Annotated in this window: 21 protein-coding genes; 3 read left to right on the top strand and 18 right to left on the bottom strand. The window is 68.3% G+C overall.

The window, feature by feature from the left end; translation table 11 throughout:
* Nucleotides 1–34: 34 nt before the first annotated feature.
* The 5 genes from ACZ1DY_RS41340 to ACZ1DY_RS41320 all read right to left on the bottom strand — a co-directional run bounded on the left by ACZ1DY_RS41340 (nt 35) and on the right by ACZ1DY_RS41320 (nt 3,831).
* The gene (locus ACZ1DY_RS41340) at nt 35–727 is read right to left on the bottom strand and encodes an HD domain-containing protein (protein WP_192743918.1); all 693 of its coding nucleotides are present in this window, start codon (nt 725–727) and stop codon (nt 35–37) included.
* 66 nt (nt 728–793) lie between these two features.
* Nucleotides 794–1,432: a hypothetical protein gene (locus tag ACZ1DY_RS41335; protein ID WP_257489673.1), complete on the bottom strand. Its 639-nt coding sequence runs from the start codon at nt 1,430–1,432 to the stop codon at nt 794–796.
* A gap of 40 nt (nt 1,433–1,472) precedes the next feature.
* Nucleotides 1,473–2,519, bottom strand: coding sequence for a hypothetical protein (locus ACZ1DY_RS41330; RefSeq protein WP_225949732.1), 1,047 nt, complete (start codon nt 2,517–2,519; stop codon nt 1,473–1,475).
* A 149-nt stretch (nt 2,520–2,668) separates the two neighbouring features.
* On the bottom strand, nt 2,669–3,274 hold the full coding sequence (locus tag ACZ1DY_RS41325) for a transglutaminase domain-containing protein (RefSeq protein WP_465482957.1): 606 nt from the start codon (nt 3,272–3,274) through the stop codon (nt 2,669–2,671).
* On the bottom strand, nt 3,271–3,831 hold the full coding sequence (locus tag ACZ1DY_RS41320; protein WP_465482956.1) for a TetR/AcrR family transcriptional regulator: 561 nt from the start codon (nt 3,829–3,831) through the stop codon (nt 3,271–3,273). The genes ACZ1DY_RS41325 and ACZ1DY_RS41320 overlap by 4 nt, the downstream gene beginning before the upstream one ends.
* An 87-nt stretch (nt 3,832–3,918) precedes the next feature.
* Between ACZ1DY_RS41320 and ACZ1DY_RS41315 the strand changes: the two genes are divergently transcribed.
* The gene (locus ACZ1DY_RS41315) at nt 3,919–4,638 is read left to right on the top strand and encodes an alpha/beta fold hydrolase (RefSeq protein WP_465482955.1); all 720 of its coding nucleotides are present in this window, start codon (nt 3,919–3,921) and stop codon (nt 4,636–4,638) included.
* Here the strand turns inward: ACZ1DY_RS41315 and ACZ1DY_RS41310 are convergent.
* From ACZ1DY_RS41310 to ACZ1DY_RS41260, 11 genes are all read right to left on the bottom strand, one after another.
* Nucleotides 4,566–5,045, bottom strand: coding sequence for an HIT family protein (locus tag ACZ1DY_RS41310; RefSeq protein WP_257489669.1), 480 nt, complete (start codon nt 5,043–5,045; stop codon nt 4,566–4,568). The genes ACZ1DY_RS41315 and ACZ1DY_RS41310 overlap by 73 nt on opposite strands.
* Nucleotides 5,046–5,054: 9 nt before the next feature.
* Nucleotides 5,055–5,399 (bottom strand): hypothetical protein, encoded by a 345-nt coding sequence (locus ACZ1DY_RS41305; protein WP_257489668.1) that lies wholly within the window; start codon nt 5,397–5,399, stop codon nt 5,055–5,057.
* Nucleotides 5,400–5,412: 13 nt separating this feature from the next.
* Nucleotides 5,413–6,846, bottom strand: a complete 1,434-nt coding sequence (locus tag ACZ1DY_RS41300; protein WP_465482954.1) for an MBOAT family O-acyltransferase — start codon at nt 6,844–6,846, stop codon at nt 5,413–5,415.
* A gap of 84 nt (nt 6,847–6,930) precedes the next feature.
* Nucleotides 6,931–7,887: a 23S rRNA (guanosine(2251)-2'-O)-methyltransferase RlmB gene (gene rlmB / locus ACZ1DY_RS41295; protein ID WP_034310192.1), complete on the bottom strand. Its 957-nt coding sequence runs from the start codon at nt 7,885–7,887 to the stop codon at nt 6,931–6,933.
* Nucleotides 7,888–7,922: 35 nt separating this feature from the next.
* Complete coding sequence (gene cysS / locus ACZ1DY_RS41290; protein WP_126730230.1) at nt 7,923–9,314, bottom strand: cysteine--tRNA ligase; 1,392 nt, start codon at nt 9,312–9,314, stop codon at nt 7,923–7,925.
* 46 nt (nt 9,315–9,360) lie between these two features.
* Nucleotides 9,361–10,047 (bottom strand): HAD family hydrolase, encoded by a 687-nt coding sequence (locus ACZ1DY_RS41285; RefSeq protein WP_257489666.1) that lies wholly within the window; start codon nt 10,045–10,047, stop codon nt 9,361–9,363.
* A 107-nt stretch (nt 10,048–10,154) separates the two neighbouring features.
* Complete coding sequence (locus ACZ1DY_RS41280; protein WP_192743908.1) at nt 10,155–10,550, bottom strand: PPOX class F420-dependent oxidoreductase; 396 nt, start codon at nt 10,548–10,550, stop codon at nt 10,155–10,157.
* Between the two features lie 22 nt (nt 10,551–10,572).
* Nucleotides 10,573–10,965 (bottom strand): PPOX class F420-dependent oxidoreductase, encoded by a 393-nt coding sequence (locus tag ACZ1DY_RS41275; RefSeq protein ID WP_465482953.1) that lies wholly within the window; start codon nt 10,963–10,965, stop codon nt 10,573–10,575.
* 28 nt (nt 10,966–10,993) lie between these two features.
* On the bottom strand, nt 10,994–11,464 hold the full coding sequence (gene ispF / locus ACZ1DY_RS41270; protein ID WP_034310203.1) for a 2-C-methyl-D-erythritol 2,4-cyclodiphosphate synthase: 471 nt from the start codon (nt 11,462–11,464) through the stop codon (nt 10,994–10,996).
* The gene (locus tag ACZ1DY_RS41265; RefSeq protein WP_465482952.1) at nt 11,461–12,108 is read right to left on the bottom strand and encodes an IspD/TarI family cytidylyltransferase; all 648 of its coding nucleotides are present in this window, start codon (nt 12,106–12,108) and stop codon (nt 11,461–11,463) included. The genes ispF and ACZ1DY_RS41265 overlap by 4 nt, the downstream gene beginning before the upstream one ends.
* Nucleotides 12,109–12,167: 59 nt before the next feature.
* Nucleotides 12,168–12,659 carry a CarD family transcriptional regulator gene (locus ACZ1DY_RS41260; RefSeq protein WP_005165253.1) on the bottom strand — a complete coding sequence of 164 codons (492 nt, stop codon included), beginning with the start codon at nt 12,657–12,659 and terminating at the stop codon, nt 12,168–12,170.
* Between the two features lie 297 nt (nt 12,660–12,956).
* Between ACZ1DY_RS41260 and ACZ1DY_RS41255 the strand changes: the two genes are divergently transcribed.
* Both ACZ1DY_RS41255 and radA read left to right on the top strand, forming a co-directional pair.
* Nucleotides 12,957–13,676, top strand: coding sequence for a copper chaperone PCu(A)C domain-containing protein (locus ACZ1DY_RS41255; RefSeq protein ID WP_465482951.1), 720 nt, complete (start codon nt 12,957–12,959; stop codon nt 13,674–13,676).
* A 113-nt stretch (nt 13,677–13,789) separates the two neighbouring features.
* Entirely contained in the window at nt 13,790–15,148 is a 1,359-nt protein-coding gene (gene radA / locus ACZ1DY_RS41250; protein WP_034310209.1) for a DNA repair protein RadA, read from the top strand.
* On the opposite strand, the gene ACZ1DY_RS41245 is transcribed toward radA, so the two are convergent.
* Nucleotides 15,145–16,287 (bottom strand): CU044_5270 family protein, encoded by a 1,143-nt coding sequence (locus ACZ1DY_RS41245; protein ID WP_465482950.1) that lies wholly within the window; start codon nt 16,285–16,287, stop codon nt 15,145–15,147. The genes radA and ACZ1DY_RS41245 overlap by 4 nt on opposite strands.
* On the bottom strand, nt 16,274–16,897 hold the full coding sequence (locus ACZ1DY_RS41240; protein ID WP_465482949.1) for an RNA polymerase sigma factor: 624 nt from the start codon (nt 16,895–16,897) through the stop codon (nt 16,274–16,276). Before ACZ1DY_RS41240 ends, ACZ1DY_RS41245 begins: the two co-directional genes overlap by 14 nt.
* Nucleotides 16,898–16,989 lie beyond the last annotated feature (92 nt).

Below are 16,989 nucleotides of genomic sequence, written 5' to 3'. Positions count from 1 at the left end.
CGTTCGCCGGCCGACGAGCGAGCGTCACGCGGGATCAGGAAGCGGCGGGCTCGGCCTCGAAGTCGGTGGCGTCCACGGCGTGTACCGCGTCGAGGAGTTCGACGACCGTCGGATCGTCGACGGCCTCCTTGATGCACTGCCACAACTGAAGATTCGCCAGTGCCCAGCGGGAGTAGTTCTCCGCCGCCTTGGGGTTGTAGAAGTAGTAACCACTGTCGTGGACATCGCACTGTTCGCCGACGATCTTGTCCGCCAGCTCGCGGAGGCTCAACCCGTTCTCCCGCAGATAGCGGTGGGCGAGTACGACGGGCGTCACCGGCAGCGCCTTGAACAGCGTGTCGGCATCGCTCAGCGCTTGAGCCTCGAGCGAGATGTGACGGCCTCTGGTGGCCATCTCGGCTTCGTCGATGATCTCGTCGATCCACTCGGCGACGGTTTCCTCGACACCGCATTCCCGCAGGATGCCCATCCGGAGGTCTCGCCCGGCGGCCGCGGGGGAGTTCCGGTGCACGATGTAGTTCACGTCGTGCACCAGCGCCGCCACCTCGACGACGGCGCGATCCGCACCGTTGTGTTCGGCGAACCCCGCGGCCTTCGCCCGGACGAAACTGACGTGGTGCCAGCCGTGGAACTGCAGTTTGTCCGCATAACGCCAGCACAGTCGCCGGACATGGTGTTCGACGGCTTCGATGGTCTGCGAAGGAATCGTGCTCTTTCGCGCGCGCATATACCTCTCCGATCCCGTTTACGGACGGGTGGAGCAAGGGTATGCGCCTTCGACGGCGGTGTGTAGTCAGATACGGCCCGCGAGGTCCCCCAATCGGACCTCGACCGGAACGTGACGATGCCCGATTCCGGTTTTCGGGTCGAAGGAAAGACTGAACTCGCTCACCGGACGTGATTTCACCAGAAACGTCATAGTCCCTTCGGTGGCCTCGGGAATCCGATGGAACTCGTCCGCGTACATGACGCCCGCCGACCCTGTCTGGCACAGGGTGCTACGTCGTAACCGAACCGATGTGATCAATCCGGAAAGTTGATCTCGCAGGGTCGAATATCGCTCGTGGACGTAGTTGCCACGCAGGATCGTGGTGCAGAAGTGATATCTGTGATTGTGCACGGAATCGGCGTACCCCTCGCGCCAGTCCGACGGCGCCTTGTACTCGTGCAGCCAGATCGAAAAGGGATCGGTCGGGCAATCGAGCAGGCACCAGGCGAAATGGGTGGTGGTCTCCCGGGACCGCTCGAGTACCGCGCTCGCCTCGTCCGGGCTCAGCGAAGCCAAATGCCGCCGGAGGTCGTCGCGCAGCTCTGGTCTCGACGTCCAGTCGCGGAAGATCCCGTCGACGATCTGCCAGTGCTGCGTCAGCGGCAGGTCCGTGGTCCGGAGCAGCGCGGAGAGCTGGGTGAGGGGGGACAAGCGAGTGAGCAACTTCAGCTCCTCAAATCTAGTGCCGTGCGACGCCGAGAGGTCAGGGGTTCAGCTCGGCGATTGTGGTGAACTCCTTCCGGAAGGTGTGGAATTTCCCTTCCAGTTCGAGGAAGTTCTCTTCGGACAGGGGAGAGCCGGTGATCTTTTCGTACAGGGCGAGGAAATCCGCCCTCGTCGTCGTGGTCGAGATGCGGAAGTGCCGTCCGGAGCGCGATTGCGACACGCGCAGGAACTCGGAGCGTTCCTTGTTGTACAGGAACGAACCTTCGCTGAACCGCAGCGTGCGCGGATACAACGTGGTCGCGCCGCGGATGTCGCTGTACAAGGTCACCCAAACGCTCTCGTCGAACACTTCGAGCCGGTCCAGTGGCGGGTCGGCGACGACGGTGATGTCCACCAGCGAGCACCGGCTGCGCGCCAGGAACAGCCCGACGAGGCCGATGCTGATCTCGTCGTTGAGCCGCTTCTGGATCGTCTCGTAGTCCATTCCCGCTTCTTCGCTGCGCAGGAGATAGCGCGCCCTGCCGCCGATCGCGCCCTCGTCGCGTGGGTCGGCGATGACCACGCGAAGCTCCCTTTCGGTTCGGGACAACAACAATCGGGCGGCGGCGTGCCTGCCGGAGAAGCCGCGGAAGAAGTAGTGCCTGGTCGCGTCGAGGTCTTCGGTCATGACCCGGTTGAACATCGGGTCCGGATCGGTGGTCGCCTCGAAGACGTGGGTGGGGAAGAATTCCTTGTTGAGCGAACGGTATTCGGCGCTGAGCGCTTCCAGCGCCCGGCGGCTCTCCTCGATCACCGGGGTCACCATCGCGCGCTGTGACGCGGTGGCGGTGATCAGGGTCTGGCCGAAGCCGACCACCGCGGAGATCAGGGTGCCGGTGCCCACCGAGGTGAGCAGTGTCTTGCCGGCGCCGGGATCCATCATGCTGGAGATCCACAGGCTGAGGCCCGCGACGACGACCAGTACGGTGAGCAGCAGACTCGTCCTGGTCCAGAAGATCTCTTGCAACGGGGTACGGCGGAGCCGATCGGCTTCCGCGGGCACGAAGGTCACCTCCTTGATCAGCACTCGAACGGACGAACGCAGTGCGTATCTGTTCGAGTGCGGGGAGTTACTCTACGCGCATCGTGACCAGCCCGAAATAAGAAATTCGGGGGAAAGCGACCGACAACGAATGTGACGCTCGGCGATGCCGGTTTCGCATCGGAGGTTTCGCCGGAACACGGAAAAACCACTCACGGAGCGTGCGGAAGTGTTCCTTCGTACCAGGCGGGTCCGGGCTTCGCCGACGACAAGGTTTCGACGACCGCCGAAGACGGTGCGGTGTACACCGTGGGGAAGTCGATCTCGCCCTTGCCCGGGTCCAGTGTCCACGCCAGCCGCTCATCTTCCGGCAGGCTCGCTTGTATCAAAGGAAAGTGCGCGTCCGCACCATTTTTGTTGCCTCTGGGATCGAGCCGGATCCACCGGTCCAGACTTGCGAGGTACACGCCGTTGAGCCCGTGCAGAACGCCGATCCGCTGATAACAGAACCCGGCCGGGATGCCTTGGCTGCGAAGCAAAGCGGCCAGAAGGTGGGCCTTCGCGTAGCAGAGCCCGACTCCCTCGCGCAGAACGTCGGAGGCCATAAGAGTGACCCGGGAATCGGCGGCGTCCACCGTATGGTCGATCTCGTCGCGCACGAAGTGAAACATCGAACGAATCACGTCGACTTCGCTGCCGCCGGTCGGTGACAGGCTGTCAGCCGTTTCGCGGATCAGAGGGTGATCGTGATCGACAATCGCGTCGGCGGCGAGATAATCTTCGAGGCGCTCGGATTCGATCTTCAGCGTGATTTTCACGCGGCACCACCCAGTACGGTATCGACGGCTTCTTCGAGGAATTTCGGGCCGGCGTCGCCGCCGCGCAGCAGCAACCGGAACCAGATCGCCCCCGCGAGCAGATCCATCACCAGAACCGGATCGACGCCGGCGCGCAGTTCGCCTCTCGCGGTGGCGCGTTCGAAGATCGGCTCTTCGCGTGCCATGCGGTCGGCGAAGAAACTCCGTGCCACGTCACCGAGTTCGGGACGCCGGGTGCCCGCGGTCAAGGCCGCCGTGACGACCGGCGCGGTGTGCTCCGAGGTCAGCAGCCGGTGGATTTGCGTTGCCATGGCGACAAGGTCGCCGCGGAGGCTGCCGGTGTCGGGGATGTCGAGGGCGAACAGGTCCGAGTCGCGCACCGCGGCGGCCAGGAGCGCGTCCTTCGACGGCCACCACCGGTACAGCGTCGTCTTGTTGACGCCGGACCGGGCGGCAACGGCCTCGATGGCGAGCTTGTCGTAACCGTGCTCGGCCAGCAGTTCGAGAGTGGCGGCGAAGATCGCCTCGGCCTTGCGCGGACCGTTCTGGGTGGTCACCCGGCAACAATACAACGCACCGTTGCGTTTCGTACCGAGGGCGCGTACTTTGCAACGCAACGGTGCGTTGCATTCAGGAGGTAGTCCATGGTCCCCATCGTCTTCGTCCACGGCATCCGGCTCAGCGGCGCCGCGTGGACCGAGCAGCTCGAAGTGCTCGGACAGGCCGCGAAGGCAGTCGATCTCCCAGGCCACGGCACCCGCCGGGGAGAGCGGTTCACCTTGGACGACGCGGCGGACGTGATCGCCGAAGCCATCGACGAACCCGCGCTGGTCGTCGGGCATTCCCTCGGTGGTTACGCCGCCATCGCCGCGGCCGCGCGGTATCCGGAGCGCGTGGCCGGCCTCGTCGTCGCGGACTCGACCCTCCTGCCCGGCCGTACCCTGGAGACTCCGTTCCGCGCTGCACACCGCCTGCTCATGCGGCTGCCGGACCAGGGCGAGCGGCTGAGCCGCTGGCAGTTCCGAAGCGTCCTGCCGCCGAAACTCGCCGAAGCGGTGATCGGCGGCGGCATCGCGACGGAGGTGATCCCGGACGTCGCAGAGGCCTTCGCGGACTTCGACGTGCTGGCGGAACTCGCGGCCTACCCGGGACCCACGTGGATCGTCAACGGCTCACACGACCACTTCCGCCGCCATGAACGCCGCTTTCTCGACGCCTGCGCCGACGGGCGCCTCGTCACCGTTCCGAAAGCCGGGCACTACCTGCCGATGGTGCGCGGCAGGGAGTTCGCTCAGCTCGTGGTCGAAGCGGCTCGCAGCCTGTCGATCTCCGCGGTCAGCTCGGAACGCAGCGAGTCGTGCTGAGGCCCCAGTGAAGAGGCCCAGTTTTCCACCGGATACAGCCAAACCGGCCGCCCGACCACCTCGGCGGGCTCCCAGTCGTAACGCGGCCAGACGTGCGCGTGCAGGAACGGATCCGTGTTGCCGAGAATCTCCAGGTTCACCCGGCGGAAGCCCGGATCCCTACGCGCGCAGACGTTTTCGACGGCTTCGCCGAGTAGCTCCAGGTCCGACAGGAACTTCAGCCGTCGCGGCCGCGGTAGGTCGGTCAGCCTGCCGACGGCCGGGGAATCGGTCAGCAGGACACAGTAGCCCGGCAGGAACTGCGTATCGCCGATCACCGCGAACCCCGCGTCCAGCCGCCGCAGCACCGTCGGGTTCTCCCCGCGCAGCGCCGAACCGATCCGATCCCGCTTCCAGTCGCCGGTCATGCGGCAAAGCTAGCCGACCGGGAACATCGAACCGCCGGATCCGGTGAACTGGGCGGTCAGGCGGACCGGCTCCGGATGGGGTGCCAGCACGATCGAGGCGAACGGTGTCGCGGCGGCCTGTGACCCGTAATTGGTGTGCAGATGCGCGCTGACGTGGACGTTCCGATCGGCGGGGATCTCGAACGTGACCGCACCCCACGAGACCAGGAACTGCCTGCCGTCGATGCTCACGAACGGGGCGTACGGCACCGAGCTGGACGGGAACGGCCGCAGTTCGACGGTGAGCAGCCGGCGCGGGCCGTCGTGGGCGTCCACGTACGGGATCACGCCGGGCTGGCTGGACAGGTCCGTCATTCTCGGGGCTCCCTCAGAACTGGTAGTAGAGGAACGGGCTGAACGTCCCGGTCGCGATCAGGATGGCCGCGTACACCAGCCCGACGGTCATCACGCCGATCCGCAGCGCCGTCGCCGGGCGGCTCCGCGAGGACTCCAGCAGCGGCCCGGTCACCGGATGCGCGGGCAGGAACACGATCGCCAGCGCGCACAGCAGGATGATCAGCCGCTGGTTGGTCACCGCGCTCTCCACGACGTCGGTGAGGCCCGTGAAGTCCGGCAGCACCATGTGCCCGATCATGCCGAGCGCCTGCGGCAGGTCCTTGGCGCGGAAGAACACCCAGCCGAACACCACGAGCACGAGCGTCAGCGCGCGGCGCCCGATGCGCGCGGCCTGGGACTTGGGGGCGGTGTCGTAGCCGAACGCGCGCTCCACGATCAGGAGCGCGCCGTGGTAGATGCCCCAGATCAGGAACGTCCACTGCGCGCCGTGCCAGAACCCGGTCAGCACGAAGACGATGCACAGGTTCCGGTACGTGCGCCCGGCGCCTGCGCGGTTGCCGCCCAGCGGGATGTAGACGTAGTCGCGGAACCAGCGCGACAGCGACATGTGCCAGCGCCGCCAGAACTCGGTGATCGTCACCGACGAGTACGGTCTCGCGAAGTTCTCCGGGAGCCGGAAGCCGAGCATGCGGCCGAGCCCGATCGCCATGTCGGAGTACCCGGAGAAGTCGAAGTACAGCTGCAGGGTGTACGCGATCGCGCCGAGCCAGGCGATCGCGAAGGTCATCTGATCCGGTGGTGTGTTGAAGCAGGTGTCCACCAGCGGGCTGAGCGAGTCCGCGATGATCGTCTTCTTGCACAGCCCGAGCGCGAACCGCGGGAAACCGGCGGCGATGTCGTCGAGGCGGTGGGACCGCTGCTGCGGCAGCTGGCCCGCGATCTCCCGGAACCGCACGATCGGCCCGGCCACCAGCTGCGGGAACATCGCGATGTACGCGGTGAACGCCACGGGGTCGCGCAGCGCGCGGCGTTCACCGCGGTAGATGTCCACCACGTAGGAGATGTGGTGGAACGTGTAGAACGAGATGCCGATCGGGATGACCAGTTCGGCCACCGGGAAATCGCCGCCGAACCAGTGCGTCACGGCCGCGATCTGCTGCGTCGCGAATCCCGCGTACTTCCAGATCAGCAGCATGCCGACGTTGAGGCCGATGACCCCGATCAGCAACCGCTTGCGCCGCTTGTTCTGCAGGTCCCAGGCGTTCGGCTCCAGCGCGGGCCCGGCCAGGAAGTTGACCACCATGCAGCCGAGCAGCACCAGCGTGTACGGGCCGGCACCGGTGGCGTAGAAGATCAGGCTGCCGACCGCGACGATGCCGTTCCGCCAGCTGCGCGGGCACACCAGGACGGCGAGCAGGATCGCCGGCATGAAGTACCACAGGAACAGCGGTGAAATGAACGACATCGGTGCGGGTCCCCCAGGGCGGTTACGCGTTAGCCGCTGGTGACCTTAGCCTGAGGTTCCCGCACCGGGTGACGAAGCGCGGGGTCAGACGCGTCCCGCGAGCCGCCGGCGCCGCGCCACCTCGGCCAGCAGCACGCCGGCCGCGACCGACGCGTTGAGCGACTCGACGCCCGCCGCCATCGGGATCGACACGGTCGCGTCGCAGGTCTCGCGCACCAGCCGGGACAGGCCGCGGCCCTCCGAGCCGAGCACGATGACCAGCGGATCCGCCGCGAGGTCGAGTTCGTCGATGTCCACCGAGCCGTCCGCGTCGAGGCCGACGACCATCAGGCCGTCGTCCTTCCACGCCTTCAGCTGACGGGTGAGGTTGGTCGCGACGGCGATCGGCAGCTTGGCCGCGGTGCCGGCGGAGGTCCGCCACGCGACCGCGGTCATGCCCGCGCTGCGCCGTTCCGGCAGGAGGACACCCTGCGCGCCGAACGCGGCGGCGGACCGGATCACCGCGCCGAGGTTGCGCGGGTCGGTGACGCCGTCGAGCGCGACGAACAGCGGGGTCTGCCCGGAGTCCTTCGCGACGGCCATCAGGTCGCGCGGGTCGGCGTAGACGAACGGCGGGACCTGCAGGCCGAGGCCCTGGTGCATGGCCCGGTTGGTCTTGCGGTCCAGTTCCTCGCGCGGGATCTCCAGGATCGAGATGCCCTTGTCGCCGGCGAGCCGGACGGCCTCGTTGACGCGGTCGTCGATCTCGATGTTGATCGCCACGTACAGCGCGGTGGCCGGCACGTCGGCGCGCAGCGCCTCGACCACCGGGTTGCGCCCGGCGATCAGTTCCGGCTTGTCGGCCTTCTTCTGCCGCGCCTGGTCCTTGCGGTCACGCGCGTTGGCCATCCGGTACGCCTTGTGGCCGGGCCGGTCCTCGGCCTTGGGCGTCGGGCCCTTGCCTTCGAGGCCCTTCCGGCGCTGGCCGCCGGAGCCGACGACCTGACCCTTCTTCGTGCCGGGCTTGCGAATAGCGCCCTGGCGCCGGGAGTTGCCTGCCATCAGTGAGAATCCTTGAGCTAGAGACCGAGTAAGGGTCAGACGTCCTTGACGGTCCACTGTGGACCGTTCGGGGTGTCCTCCACCACGATGCCCGCCTGCTGGAGGCGGTCACGCGCGGCGTCCGCACGGGCGAAGTCCTTCTCGGCGCGGGCCTGCTGCCGTTCGGTGAGCAGCCCTTCCACGAGTTCGGACAGTGCCTGCCGGGTGGGCGTCTCATTGCCGCCCGCCTCGGACCAGCGCGCGGAGAGCGGGTCGAGGCCGAGCACGTCGGTCATCGCGCGCACGGAGGCGGCGATTTCGAGTGCCTTGGAATTGTCGGACGCGTCGAGGGCCGCGTTACCGTCGCGGACCGTGTTGTGCAGCACTGCGAAGGCCTGCGGAGTGGCGAGGTCGTCGTCGAGCGCGGCCGCGAACCCGTCCGGGATCTCGCCGAGGTGGACCGTGCCGGCGATACCCGCCGTGCGGCGGAGGAACTGCTCGATCCGCCGGTAGCCCTGCGCGGCTTCGGCGAGCGCTCCGTCGGAGTACTCGATCGTCGACCGGTAGTGCGGCTGGACCAGGTAGTACCGGAGTTCGGGCGCCCGGTAGTTCTTGAGCATCTCCGGGATCGAGACCGTGTTGCCCAGCGACTTCGACATCTTCTCGCCGGACAAGGTCACCCAGGCGTTGTGCAGCCAGAACCGCGCGAACGGGTCACCCGCCGCGTTCGACTGGGCGCGCTCGTTCTCGTGGTGCGGGAACACCAGGTCGACGCCGCCGCCGTGGATGTCGAACTCCGCGCCGAGGTACGTGGTCGCCATCGCCGAGCATTCGAGGTGCCAGCCGGGACGGCCGGAGCCCCACGGCGTCGGCCAAGACGGCTCGCCCGGCTTCGCGGCCTTCCACAGCGTGAAGTCGCGCGCGTCGCGTTTGCCCTCGCCGAGGCTCTCGCCCTGCTGGACCTCGTCGAGCTTCTGGCCGGAGAGATCGCCGTAGCCGTCGAACGCCTTGACCGAGAAGTACACGTCGCCGCCCGAGGCGTACGCGTGCCCGCCGTCGATCAGCCGCTGCATCAGCTCGACCATCTGCGTGACATGCCCGGTCGCCCGAGGAGCGATCGAAGGCGGCAAGCAGCCCAGCGCCTCGTACGCCGACTCGAAGGCGCGCTCGTGCGTGGCCGCCCACTCCCACCACGGGCGATCCGCCGCGGCGGCCTTGGTGAGGATCTTGTCGTCGATGTCGGTGACGTTGCGGACCATCAGCACGTCGAGTCCACTGTGGACGAGCCAGCGACGAAGGACGTCGTAGTTCAGCGCGCCGCGGACGTGGCCGATATGGGGAACACCCTGCACGGTGGCACCACACACGTACATGGACGCCGTTCCGCTACGGGCGGGATGGAATTCCCGCACGCTCCGGGTCGCCGTGTCATAGAGGTGTAGTGCCACCCTAAAAGGGTACGGGGTCGGCGTGAGCGGTGTCGCAGTGACCGTATTACAGCACGTTGTGGGCGCGCATGACGTTGAGCAGGGCGTCCGGCCGCTCGGTCGTCGGCAGCGGCTCTACCAGCGCGAACGCGCAGCCGATCTCGCGCGCGGCGCCGTCGGCCTCCTCGCTGTCGCCGACCATGAGCGTTTCCGCCGGGTCGACCCCGAGCCGCTCGACGGCCGCGCGGAAGATCTCCGGCTCCGGCTTCACCGCTCCGACCTCGAACGACAGGATGAACTCGTCGACGTAGGCGTCCCAGCCACGGCGGCCGAACGCGGGCCGGATGTCGAAGGCGATGTTGCTCAGCACCCCGATCTTCACGCCCTTGCCGGAGACGCCCTTGAGGACGGCTTCGGTGTCCGGGTACGGCGTCCACTGGGTGGGATCGATCAGCCGGGTGTAGAGCGCGACCGCCTGGTCGGCGTGCGGCACCCCGGACTGCTTGAGGACCTCGAGGTACACCTTCCGGTGGAGCACCGGGTCGCGGTCGCGGTGGTTCCAGGCGTGCAGGTGCTCCTCGTCGAGATCGACGACCTGGCCGACCGGCGCGGTCATCCGGCGCATCAGTTCGGTCTGGGCCTCGATGTCCAGGCTCTCGCCCTCGTGGTCGGTGAGGTCGGCGAGCCAGGTCTCGTCCTGTTCGAGCCGGAAGACCGTGCCGGAGAAGTCGAACAACACAGCGCGAAAGGTCACGAGCCCCACATTAGCCACGATCGTGGGGGTTCCGCCGCTCCTCGCGTGTGAGATGAACGGTCCGTTCCTTGCAAGTTTCGCGAGGAACGGACCGTTCATGGCGCGCGTCAGGCGGCGTTGCCGGTGATCTTGGTGGGCGTGATCCGGACCAGCACGCGGACGACGTCCGCCGGCTCCTCCGGGTAGTCCTTGCCGAGGTACTTGTGCGAGAGCTCGTTGATCAGCTCGCGCCCGCCCTCGTCGGTCATCTCCACGGTCCCGCGGATCTCGACGTAGTCGTACGGGTTCTCCTGGTCGAAGACCGAGACGGACACCCGCGGGTCCCTGGCCATGTTCCGCTCCTTGAGACGGCCGCGGACGGTCGCGAAGACCACCGTGTCGCCGTCCCGCTTCGCCCACAGCACGGACGTCTGCGCGGAGCCGTCGGCGTTGATGGTCGCCAGCACCGGGAAGTTGTTGCCGTCGAGGAGTTTCTTGGTCGCTTCGTTGAAGGTCACACCCATGGCTGAATCCTAGGCAGCTTGATCACCGGACGTTCCCGGCGATCCGTTCGACGCGCAGGCGGACGATCACCCGCTCGACGTCGCCCTCCGGCGGCGGGTCCTGGCCGAGGTACTTGTGGCTGAGCGTCTTCGGCAGCGTCTTCCCGGGATCCGGGGTGATCGTGACCGTGCCGCGCAGTTGCGTGTGCCGGTACGGGTTCTCCGCGTCGGTGATCGACACGCTCGCGCGAGGATCGCGACGCAGGTTCCGGACCTTCAGCCGGTCTTCGGTGGCGCTGAAGACGAGATCGCCGTCGTCGAGGCCCACCCAGATGACCGAGGTCTGCGGGCCGCCGTCGGCGTCCAGCGTGGCCACGGTCGCGAAGTTCTTGCCGTCCACCAGTTCGCGGACCGGTTCGGGAAGTGTGACTGCCATGACAGCCGGAACCGGCGCCCGGCGGCGGCTATTCCTGCGAGGGCAGGAGCAGTGCCGTCGCGAACGCCGCGATGCCCTCGCCGCGTCCGGTCAGGCCGAGGCCGTCGGTCGTCGTCCCGGAGACGCTCACCGGCCCGCCGACGGCTTCGCTCAGCACCTTCTGCGCCTCTTCGCGGCGCTTCCCGACCCGCGGTGCGTTGCCCACGATCTGGACGGTCGCGTTCCCGACGGTCCAGCCGCCCGCCTCGACCAGCCGCCGCGCCTCCGCGAGGAATTCGACGCCGTGCTTGCCCGCCCAGCGCGGATCGCCGGTGCCGAACACCGCGCCGAGATCACCGAGCCCGGCCGCGGACAGGAGCGCGTCGCACAACGCGTGCGCCGCGACGTCGCCGTCGGAATGGCCCGCGCAACCGTCGACACCCGGCCAGAGAAGACCGGCGATCCAGCATTCGCGGCCCGCCTCGACGGGGTGGACGTCGACGCCGTTCCCGATCCTCACAGCACTTCCTCTTCCCCGGCCCGGGCGATCGCCTCGGCCAGCTTCAGTTCGAACGCGTTGGTGACGCGCATCGCGTCGGGATGGCCCGGGACGGTGAGCGCGCCGTCGAGAGACGGCTCGACGGCATACGAGAGAAAAGTCTCACGCGTGAAGCCGAGCGGGGTTTGGGCGGTGCGCAGGTATGTGCGGTCTTCGGTGCCTGTGATCACCTTCGCCGCATCGGTCACCTTCACGGTGTCCGCCATCGGCAGTACGGGAACCACGAAAGGCGAGCCCGCGCGGACCGCGTCCGCGACGGCCCGGACCGTGTCCGCGGGGGTGAACGCGCGCAGGGCGTCGTGCACGAGGATCACCGGATCCCCTGCGATCTCACTTTCGATGGTGTCGAAGGCATGCGCGAGTGACGCGCCGGGTACTATCCGGCATCGCTCTTCGAAGCCGCGCAAAGCGGCCGAAAACGAATCAGCACACCGCTCGGGGGCCGCTACGACCACCAGATCGAGATCCGGCAGAGCGAGCAGCCCCCGCACAGTGTGCGTGAGTAACGCTTCACCATTGACCGGCGCGAGAGCGAGCTCCGCGTCGGAGGCATGGTGACGAACGACAGTGACGAACACGATCGTGCTCATAAGGACGGTGCTCATATGTGCGCGATCGTAGAGGTGTCCCCCGCAGCCTCACCTGGCGTGGGACATCCGCCGGTTCAGACTGCCGCGGTTTCCAGAACTTCGTCGAGGAGGACTTCAGCCTTGTCCTCGTCGGTGCCCTCCGCGAGCGCCAGCTCGCTGACCAGAATTTGCCGCGCCTTCGCCAGCATGCGCTTCTCGCCGGCTGAAAGTCCGCGGTCCTTCTCTCGCCGCCAGAGGTCGCGCACCACTTCGGCCACCTTGTTCACATCGCCGGAGGCGAGCTTCTCGAGGTTGGCCTTGTACCGACGAGACCAGTTGGTGGGCTCTTCGGTGTGCGGAGCACGCAGAACGTCGAAAACCTTGTCCAGTCCTTCTTGCCCGACGACATCACGAACGCCGACGATCTCGGCGTTGTCAGCGGGCACGCGAACCGTAAGATCCCCTTGCGCGACTTTGAGGACGAGGTACTTCTTCTCCTCGCCCTTGATCACGCGGGTCTCGATGGCTTCGATGAGTGCGGCACCGTGGTGCGGGTAGACGACGGTCTCTCCGACCTTGAAAACCATGTGTCCTCTGCCCCTTTCGCTGAATTCATCTTAGCACGTGCCGACGAGGCCCACCTAGCGGCCCGCGATCGTCGTCGCAGGTCAGCGGCCTGATGGTGCTCCGCCCGGGGGTTGACAAACCCAATTCGCCCATGCTCACGCTGGTGAGAAGCGAACGATTTCCAAATCCTTTGTGGACGGTTGATCTTGGGCACGTCGCCGCATTGGTGGGGTGCCAACACGCACCGGGTTCTCCGGCCGCCGAGGCGCCCGGCTAGTCTTCGCGGTGAAGAGGCCGTGAGATGGAAGGACTCCGACGTGAGGCTGCAGAATCGTCGCGTGTTCGGCGCAGGTGTGCTGGCGCTCGGCGCCGCGCTCGTGCTCGCCGGCTGCGGTGCTGGTCAGATCACCCAGACCGACTCGCAGCAGCCCGCGGTCAACGGGACGTACGCGCAGGCGAAGGACCTGGTGCTGCGGAACGCCGCGCTCCAGTTCCCGACCGAGGGCCAGGCGTACCCGGCCGGTTCCGCCGCGCCGCTGACGCTGACCATCGTGAACCAGGGCAAGCTGGACGACGAGCTCGTCTCCGTCTCCTCCGAAGCCGCCGCCGGCGACGCCAAGATCACCGGGTCCAAGGTCATCGCCGCGGGCCACGCGCTGGTGATCGGTCCGTCCGATTCGGTCGAGTCGACCAAGGAGGTCGCCCCGACGAGCGCCCCGTCCTCCGCGCCTGCGTCGTCCTCGGGTGCGCCGTCGTCGTCGGGTGCCCCGTCGTCTTCCGGTGCGCCGTCGAGCTCCGCCGGGACGGTCACGCCGTCCGCGGGCCCGGAGACGACCAACGCGCCGGACCAGGTGGGCAAGGCCACGATCGAGCTGCAGGGGCTGAAGCAGCCGGTGTGGGCGGGCCAGACCATCAAGGTCACCTTCGTCTTCAAGAACTCCGGCTCGATCACGGTGGACCTGCCGGTCGCGGCGCCGTCGCACCCGGGCAGCCGGGCGCCCGCGCCGGAGAAGGAAGCCAAGGGCGGCGGGCACTAAAGCCCTCAGAAGTACGTGAAGGCCCCCTTCATTGCGCCAGGCGCAGTGAAGGGGGCCTTCACGTACTTGCGTCGTTGCCGGGGTTTGTCGGTGGTGGCCGCTAGCCTCGCGGGGTGGTCAAGAAAGGCAGCACCTACCGCTGCGGTGAATGCGGATACGAAGCGCCGAAGTGGGTCGGGCGCTGCCCCGAATGCCAGGCATGGGGGACCATCGAGGAACGCGGCGACGCCCGCCCCGCGATAGCCAGGGTCGCGGCGGGAGCGCCGAGCGCCCCGGCGCGCCCGATCGGCGAGGTCGACGTCGAGACGGCGCGCGCGAAGCCCACCGGCGTCTCCGAGCTGGACCGGGTGCTCGGCGGCGGGTTCGTGCCGGGCGCGGTCATCCTGCTCGCGGGCGAGCCCGGTGTCGGCAAGTCGACCCTCCTGCTGGAGGTCGCCTACCAATGGGCGGCCACCGCGGGCCGGGCGCTCTACGTCACCGGTGAGGAGTCGGCGGGGCAGGTGCGTCTGCGTGCCGAGCGCACCGGCAACGTCCACGACGAGATGTTCCTCGCGGCCGAGAGCGACCTGTCCGCGATCCTCGGGCACGTCGACGCGGTCAAACCGGGGGTGCTGATCGTCGACTCGGTCCAGACCATGGCCTCGCCGCAGGTGGAGGGCGCGCCGGGCGGCGTCACCCAGGTCCGCGCGGTCACCTCCGGGCTGGTCGCGCTGGCCAAGGAGCGCGGGCTGCCGATCGTGCTGGTCGGCCACGTCACCAAGGACGGCTCGGTCGCCGGGCCGCGCGTGCTGGAGCACCTGGTCGACGTCGTCCTGCAGTTCGAGGGCGACAAGCATTCGACACTGCGAATGCTGCGCGGCATCAAGAACCGGTTCGGCGCCGCCGACGAGATCGGCTGCTTCGAGCTGGTCGAGGAGGGCATCGTCGGCGTGCCCGACCCGTCGGGGCTGTTCCTCAGCCACACGGCGGAGCCGGTCGCGGGCACCGCGGTCACGGTGACCATGGAGGGCAAGCGGCCCCTGCTGGGCGAGGTGCAGGCGCTCGTGTCGGCGACCCAGTCACCGCAGCCCCGGCGCGCGGTGAGCGGTCTCGATTCGGCCCGCGTCGCGATGGTGCTGGCCGTGGTCGAGAAGCGGGCGAACATCAAGGTCGGCGACAAGGACGTCTACGTGGCGACGGTCGGCGGCATGAAGATCACCGAACCCGGGATCGATCTCGCGGTGGTGCTGGCCCTGATCTCCTCGGCGAGGGACACGCCGCTCTCGCCCAAGCTGGTCGCGATGGGCGAGGTCGGCCTCTCTGGCGAGGTCCGGCGGGTGCCGAGCGTCGGGCGGCGGCTCGCGGAGGCCGCCCGGCTCGGCTTCACCTACGCGCTGGTGCCGCCGGATTCCGGCAAGATCCCGCCGGGCATCCGGGTGCTGGAGGTCCCGGATGTCGGAAGCGCGCTCAACGCCGCCAAGCACGCGCGCTAGCTGGGCTTGGGGCCGCCGTCGTCGGTGATCACCACCGAGATCGACGTGTCGAACAAGGTCAGCCCCGGCCAGCCCTCGTCCTGTCCGTTGGACCGCACGGCGCGGTTCCCGATGACGGCCGCCGTCGCCTGGTCGACGACGAACGTGCGCGTCCGGTCCGGCAGCGCGACCGTGAAGGACACCGCGGGCCGTCCGCCGGGAGCGACCAGGCTCGCCACGTCGATGCCGGGCATCCTCGCGAGCGCTGTGCACAGCGCCACCCGCATCGCCCCGAAGCCCTGGGACGAGCGGAGGACGTTGAAGGCCATCTCGAACATCTCGGGTACGGAGTTCAGCTGCTCCGGTGAGCGGCCGTCCGGCCAGAGGCCGTCACGGCGGAGCCGCTCGGACAGCTTCGCCGGGTCGGCCGGCAGTTCGGCGAGAAACTCCGGGGTGGGGTCGGTCCAGCCGCTTTCCGACGGCAGCAGCCGATCCGGCGGGCCCGGCTCGGAGGTCTTCACCGGAGGAGGCACCTGTGGCGTGGTGCGCGGCGGCCGCCCCTCCGCCAAGGTGACGTGGGACGACGGGCCCGGAAGTGTTTCGCCGTGGGACTTGGCAGTCTGGTAGTCGCCCTTGATCCACCGGATCTCGCCGGTTCCGGTGAAGCGCGTCTTGACCGGCATCCAGCTGTGCGGCGGCAGCCACCGTTCGAGGATCTCGTTTGTCTGGTACACGAGCCCCTTGTCGGTGACATGCGTTGTCCAGGTGGACTCCGTGACGAGCCGGTACTGGCCGTCCCGGATCGGGAAGTCGTCGCCGTGGAGGCCCTCGACCGCGTCTTCGCCCCGGGTGACGGTCGAGTGGGCCGCGGGGTCCGGGCCGTCGTCGGAGGTGAAGACGTTCGTCGCCACGATCCCCCCGCCGGACACCAGCGCCGCGGCGGCCGCTGCCGCGATCCACCGCCACGAACCCGGCCGCTTCCGCACCGGGCGCGCGGCCACGGGGAGGAGTTCGTCCTCGACATCGCCGGCGGCGCGCAGGAGCGCGGCCCTGGCGCGGGAGAGTTCGTCCTGCCGGGTTTCGGGCCCGGCGTGGAGGTCGGCCAGCGCTTCGTCGAGTTCGGCCTCGGACCACACCTTCCGGATGTTATCGCCGTGCACTTCCGCCGCCCTCCTTCGTGGACTCCGTGGTGATCTCCGGTGCGTTGGCACGCAGCCATCTCCGGATCCGGTGCAGCCGTGATCTGACCGTCCCGGCGGGAATTCCCAGCGCCTCGGCGACCTCGCCGGCGTCCAGCCCCGCCCACGAGACCAGCAGCAGGGTGTCGCGGTCCGCGACGCTCAGTTCGGCCAGTGCTCCCGCGAGCTGGGCCGCGCGGGATTGGGCGTCGACCCGTTCGGCGACGCGGCCGTCGTGCCCGGCCGAGACCGTCTGTCCCGCGGCCGCGAGCCGCGCCGTCGCGTGGAGTGCCCGGATCTCCGTGCGGACGTGGTGGCGCAGCAGGTTCGTCGCGATCCCGTAGAGCCACGCGCGCGCCGTGCCGGCCTCGGGGCGATAGGTCTCGCGTCGCCGGAGCGCCACGAGGAACGTCTCCGCGACGAGGTCGTGCGCGGTCTCCGTGCCGACGCGGCGCGCGAGATAGCGCTGCAGCGGGGCCGCGTGGGCGTCGAAGAGCAGGCCGAAGACGGGTGCGGGATCCGGACCACCGAGATCCGGCCTGTCCAGCCCGCGCGTGCCGGCCTGCTCGTGATCGTCTTTCATCACCTGCACGATCGCTATTGCCCGATGACCCCAGGAGCGTTCATCCGATCCTACTTTCGTCGTGGGCCGATCGGGGAAAGCGCAGGTGACGCCGCAGACAA

This window comes from Amycolatopsis sp. PSD-21, assembly GCF_055561455.1.
The sequence above is the reverse complement of the archived record's forward strand: the minus strand, read 5'-3'. Positions and strand labels throughout refer to the sequence as shown.

What these genes read in the sequence shown, in the direction of transcription:
- ACZ1DY_RS41340 (WP_192743918.1), bottom strand. Translation starts at nt 727, where the DNA reads ATGCGCGCGCGAAAGAGCACGATTCCTTCGCAGACCATCGAAGCCGTC.
- ACZ1DY_RS41315 (WP_465482955.1), top strand. Translation starts at nt 3,919, where the DNA reads ATGGTCCCCATCGTCTTCGTCCACGGCATCCGGCTCAGCGGCGCCGCG.
- ACZ1DY_RS41310 (WP_257489669.1), bottom strand. Translation starts at nt 5,045, where the DNA reads ATGACCGGCGACTGGAAGCGGGATCGGATCGGTTCGGCGCTGCGCGGG.
- ACZ1DY_RS41305 (WP_257489668.1), bottom strand. Translation starts at nt 5,399, where the DNA reads ATGACGGACCTGTCCAGCCAGCCCGGCGTGATCCCGTACGTGGACGCC.
- ACZ1DY_RS41300 (WP_465482954.1), bottom strand. Translation starts at nt 6,846, where the DNA reads ATGTCGTTCATTTCACCGCTGTTCCTGTGGTACTTCATGCCGGCGATC.
- rlmB (WP_034310192.1), bottom strand. Translation starts at nt 7,887, where the DNA reads ATGGCAGGCAACTCCCGGCGCCAGGGCGCTATTCGCAAGCCCGGCACG.
- ACZ1DY_RS41280 (WP_192743908.1), bottom strand. Translation starts at nt 10,550, where the DNA reads ATGGGTGTGACCTTCAACGAAGCGACCAAGAAACTCCTCGACGGCAAC.
- ACZ1DY_RS41275 (WP_465482953.1), bottom strand. Translation starts at nt 10,965, where the DNA reads ATGGCAGTCACACTTCCCGAACCGGTCCGCGAACTGGTGGACGGCAAG.
- ACZ1DY_RS41265 (WP_465482952.1), bottom strand. Translation starts at nt 12,108, where the DNA reads ATGAGCACCGTCCTTATGAGCACGATCGTGTTCGTCACTGTCGTTCGT.
- ACZ1DY_RS41260 (WP_005165253.1), bottom strand. Translation starts at nt 12,659, where the DNA reads ATGGTTTTCAAGGTCGGAGAGACCGTCGTCTACCCGCACCACGGTGCC.